The sequence below is a fragment of the Francisella noatunensis subsp. noatunensis genome (assembly GCF_009823375.1).
GTDB lineage: Bacteria > Pseudomonadota > Gammaproteobacteria > Francisellales > Francisellaceae > Francisella > Francisella noatunensis.
This window is the reverse complement of sequence record NZ_WBSX01000134.1, coordinates 1-4495: the sequence shown is the minus strand read 5'-3', so window position 1 is coordinate 4495 and position 4495 is coordinate 1. Positions and strand designations below refer to the sequence as shown.

The window sequence follows — 4495 nt, the reverse complement described above, 5'->3', positions numbered from 1 at the left end:
CAATATAAATACAAAAAAGAAGGTGACTCTAAACAAGTTAAGATAAAGGATAGAGCGAGTATTTCTGAAAGACCTAGCAGTGCTAATAGAAAAAATCTTTATCACTTTGAAGGTGACACTATTGTTGGTAAAGACCATAAAAGTGCTATTGTAACAATGGTCGATAGAGCTAGCAGATTTACTATTTTAGCCAAGTCTATAGATAGAACAGCTAATTCAATCAATAGAATATTGTACAAAGTATCTAATGGTCATAAAATATTAACAGCTACATTTGATAATGGTAAAGAGTTTGCTAAACATAAGAAGCTAACTAGCAAGACTGGCATCAAAGTATTCTTTGCTGATCCATACAGTCCTTGGCAAAGAGGTACTAATGAAAACATGAATAGGTATATCAGACAATTTATACCTAAAGGTACTAACTTTAACAATATATCTCATCAATACATTAGAAAGTTACAGATAGACTTGAATAATAGACCTAAGAAATGTTTAAATTACTTGACACCTAATGAAGTACATTTTGGTATCTCTATAAACATTGAGAATACAATCTAGCTATTTAATAATTAAAAAAGCCAACATCGCTCCTAATGTAGCTGAGAATAAACAAATAAAAAAGCCTAATATTAACCCAAACAAAAGTCCAGCAAGTATTTTTAAAAATGGTTTGATTGAAACAGAAAAGAACACTGTTAAAATATATATACAAGCATAACTTAAAGACGCAAGTACTATATGGCCATCTATATAAGAACTAGCATCATAGTACGCTGAATTAATCTTATCTATATCTATATCTAGATATTTATAACCGTTAAAAATTAAAAATACAAAAATCCCTAGACTTAAAAAAAAGACTAAAAAAAGCCTTTTAGCAAGTAAGGGATTTATAAATTTCACAAGATTTTATAAAGAAAAAATTTGATTAGAATACTCAATTAAGCTAAAGCAGCTTTAGCTTTTTCAACTACTGCAGTAAATGCATCTTTGTTATACACAGCAAGCTCAGCTAATGCTTTTCTGTCTAACTCAACACCAGCTTTATTTAAACCGTTGATTAATTGGCTATAGCTAATATCGTGTTGTCTAGCAGCAGCATTGATACGAACAATCCAAAGTGATCTGAATGTTCTTTTCTTAACTTTACGGTCTCTATAAGCATATTGACCCGCTTTAATTACAGCTTGTTTAGCGACTCTATATACTCTTGAACGAGCACCATAGTAACCTTTAGCTTGTTTTAAAACCTTCTTATGACGTGCGCGTGCTGTTACGCCTCTTTTTACTCTTGACATGATTTAGTCTCCACTTTAAAAATTGATAAACAAACTTATGCGTAAGGCATTTGTTGAACTAAACTAGCAGTATCAACTTTAGCTACTTGATTCATACCTCTTAAATGACGCTTTCTCTTAGTTGTCATTTTAGTATTGATATGAGCACGATTTGCACAACGGTGCTTGAAACCACCTTTACCAGTCTTTTTAAAGCGCTTAGCAGCACCACTCTTAGTTTTTAACTTAGGCATTTTTAAATACTCCGCATTGTATTTGTTGTTATTGTTTTGATTTACTACTTTTTCTTTGGTCCTAAAACCATAATCATTTGACGACCTTCCATTTTAGGTTGGTGTTCCACCACACCGTATTCAGCCGCATCAGTTGCCATACGCTGAAGCATTTGCATACCTAACTCATTATGTGACATTTCTCTGCCTCTGAATCTTAGTGTGACTTTTACTTTATCGCCTTTTTCAAGGAATTTTATCAGGTTGCGTAGTTTTACCTGGTAATCCCCTACATCAGTCACAGGTCTAAGTTTAATCTCTTTGATCTGTGTCTGTTTTTGGTTTTTTTTCGCTTGTGCTTTTTTCTTGCCTTGTTCAAACAAGAATTTACCGTAGTCCATCAAACGACAGACTGGTGGATTAGCATTTGCTACCATTTCAACCAAATCAACATTAGCCTCTTCAGCCAATGCTAAAGCTTCGTTGATAGATACAACACCTATTTGCTGACCATCAACACCAACTAGGCGCACCTCTTTAGCTTTAATTTGCTCATTTATAGGTGCTTTTTTATCCGTTGTTTTAATAACTTTTTTCCTCCACAGAAATTATTATTTTTTAGCTTCAATTTGTTCATTCAAGAAAACACAAAAATCACCTATAGACATCCGCCCTAGATCTTCACCATTATGTTTTCTTATTGTAACAATCTCTTGCTCCTGCTCACTTTTACCAAGTATAACAAGGTAAGGCACACGCAAAAGAGTATGCTCACGTATTTTAAACCCTATTTTCTCATTTCTCAAGTCTAATTTTGCTCGAATACCATTTTTTTCTAGGGTTTTAAAGACTTTTTGACAGTACTCATCTTGATGATTACTAATGCCCATTACAGCAATTTGCCCTGGAGTTAACCATAGTGGCATATTTCCTGCATAATGCTCTATTAGCATACCAATAAATCTTTCTAGCGATCCTACAATAGCTCTGTGTAACATTACAGGAACTTGCTTATTACCATTCTTATCAATATATGTAGCTCCTAATCTATCAGGCATAGAAAAATCTAGCTGTATAGTGCCACATTGCCAACTTCTACCTATAGCATCTTTTAGATGAAACTCAATCTTAGGTCCATAAAATGCTCCTTCACCTGGTAGTAGCTCATAAGCAACATTATTAGCATCAAGAGCATTTTTAAGCATTTGCTCAGACTTATCCCAAGTCTCATCATTACCTATTCTATTCTCTGGTCTAAGCGCAATTTTGACAGTAAAATCATTAAAACCAAAATCTTTGTATACTTCAAAACATTGTTTGACCATTAGAATCACTTCTTCTTCCACCTGTTCTGGAGCACAAAATATATGTCCATCATCTTGTGTAAAACTTCTAACTCTCATCAAACCATGTAAAGAACCAGAAGGTTCATTTCTATGCACTATACCAAACTCTGCCATTCTAATCGGTAGATCTCGATAACTATGTAATTTAGTATTATAAACTTGTACACAAGTTGGACAATTCATTGGACGAATTGCAAAATCTCTATTTTCAGACTTTGTCGCAAACATATTCTCAGCATACTTTGAGGCATGTCCTGACTTTTCCCATAAGCTAAAATCTGCTATTAATGGAGTACGAATTTCACCACAACCATATTTCTTGTTAGAAGCTCTCATATAATCTTCTACTTCACGCCAAATTCTCACACCATTATCATGCCAGAATGCAATCCCAGGCGAGTCTTCTTGAAAGTGAAATAGATCTAAAGCTTTGCCAATTTTTCTATGATCACGTTTCTCTGCTTCTTCTAACATATGCAAATATTGATCTAGGTCTTCTTTAGTAGCCCAACAAGTACCATATATTCTTGTGAGCATTTCATTGTTAGAATCGCCTCTCCAGTACGCTCCGGCTAACTTCGTTAACTTAAATGCTTGAATAGCTGCTGTGCTTGGTACATGAGGACCACGACATAGATCACTAAAATCACCCTGAGTATAAATCTTAATTTGTTGATCTGCTGGAATACTCTCAATTATATCAACCTTATAGTTTTCTCCTTGCGCTTTAAAGAATGCTATAGCATCTTCTTTAGACACAACTCTGTAACTTATAGAAGTCCCTTTTTTAGCAATTTCTTTCATTCTCTTTTCTATGTTTGCTAAATCTGCTTCACCTATAGTCTCTTTAAATGAAAAATCATAGTAGAATCCGTTATCTATAACAGGTCCTATAGTTACTTCAGTATTTGGATATAGCTCTTTAACAGCATTAGCTAAAAGATGAGCACATGAATGCCTTAAAATTTCTAGACCTTCTGTATCTTTTGTAGTTATAAGTCTTAACTCACAATCATAATTTATAACATCTTTTGCATCAAATAACTGATTATCGATATAGGCACCGACTGTTATCTTAGCTAAGCTTGGAGAAATAGATTTTGCTATTTGTAAAGAATTAACACCACTTTCAAATTCTCTTATAGATCCATCTGGAAATTTAATATTTATCATACACACTAAGTCTTATTTATTTAATAAAGTTATCTAAATTTATACAGCATATATTATATGTTATAGGCTATGTTATGTAAATTATTTATCATTTCAGGCACTGAAATATTTAATCTCAAAATATTATTAAAAGCTAGATTGTATTCTGAAAGTTTTAAATAGTTGAAAGAGAGTTCCAAATATAGTTTATTAGGTTTTGACGAAACTAAAATAAACGATAAGGAACTAAAAAATGCCAAAGCACTTAACTCTTTCAAATAGATATTGCATAGAAGAATTACTTAAATTAGGATACCAAACATCTCAAATAGCCAATAAAATTGGCTATAGTGAAAGAGCTATAAAAAAGGAACTTAATCGCACTAGTATAAATAGTGACTATAATGCTGAGATAGCACAGAAGCTATATCAAAGCCGCAGAACTTCAAATAATCATAAGCTATCCTGTAAAGTTAAAAAGCTA

Annotated in this window: 6 protein-coding genes and 1 pseudogene; 2 read left to right on the top strand and 5 right to left on the bottom strand. The window is 32.9% G+C overall.

What is annotated here, in order from left to right:
* Positions 1 to 561 (top strand): IS30 family transposase (locus F8C69_RS09240; protein ID WP_159183759.1); only part of this gene is annotated, 561 nt, incomplete at its 5' end.
* 3 nt (positions 562 to 564) lie between these two features.
* Here the strand turns inward: F8C69_RS09240 and F8C69_RS09235 are convergent.
* The 5 genes and pseudogenes from F8C69_RS09235 to thrS form a co-directional block, all read right to left on the bottom strand.
* Positions 565 to 906, bottom strand: a pseudogene (locus tag F8C69_RS09235) (DedA family protein); the annotation flags it as partial.
* Between the two features lie 38 nt (positions 907 to 944).
* Positions 945 to 1301: a 50S ribosomal protein L20 gene (rplT, locus tag F8C69_RS09230; RefSeq protein ID WP_159184964.1), complete on the bottom strand. Its 357-nt coding sequence runs from the start codon at positions 1299 to 1301 to the stop codon at positions 945 to 947.
* Between the two features lie 35 nt (positions 1302 to 1336).
* Positions 1337 to 1534, bottom strand: coding sequence for a 50S ribosomal protein L35 (gene rpmI / locus F8C69_RS09225; RefSeq protein WP_003034330.1), 198 nt, complete (start codon positions 1532 to 1534; stop codon positions 1337 to 1339).
* A 44-nt stretch (positions 1535 to 1578) separates the two neighbouring features.
* Positions 1579 to 2118, bottom strand: a complete 540-nt coding sequence (infC, locus tag F8C69_RS09220; protein WP_159184965.1) for a translation initiation factor IF-3 — start codon at positions 2116 to 2118, stop codon at positions 1579 to 1581.
* A 6-nt stretch (positions 2119 to 2124) separates the two neighbouring features.
* Complete coding sequence (gene thrS / locus F8C69_RS09215; RefSeq protein WP_159184963.1) at positions 2125 to 4032, bottom strand: threonine--tRNA ligase; 1908 nt, start codon at positions 4030 to 4032, stop codon at positions 2125 to 2127.
* Positions 4033 to 4264: 232 nt separating this feature from the next.
* On the opposite strand from thrS, the gene F8C69_RS09210 reads away from it, so the two are divergent.
* The coding region (locus tag F8C69_RS09210) for a helix-turn-helix domain-containing protein (RefSeq protein WP_159183974.1) at positions 4265 to 4495 on the top strand (231 nt) is incomplete at its 3' end.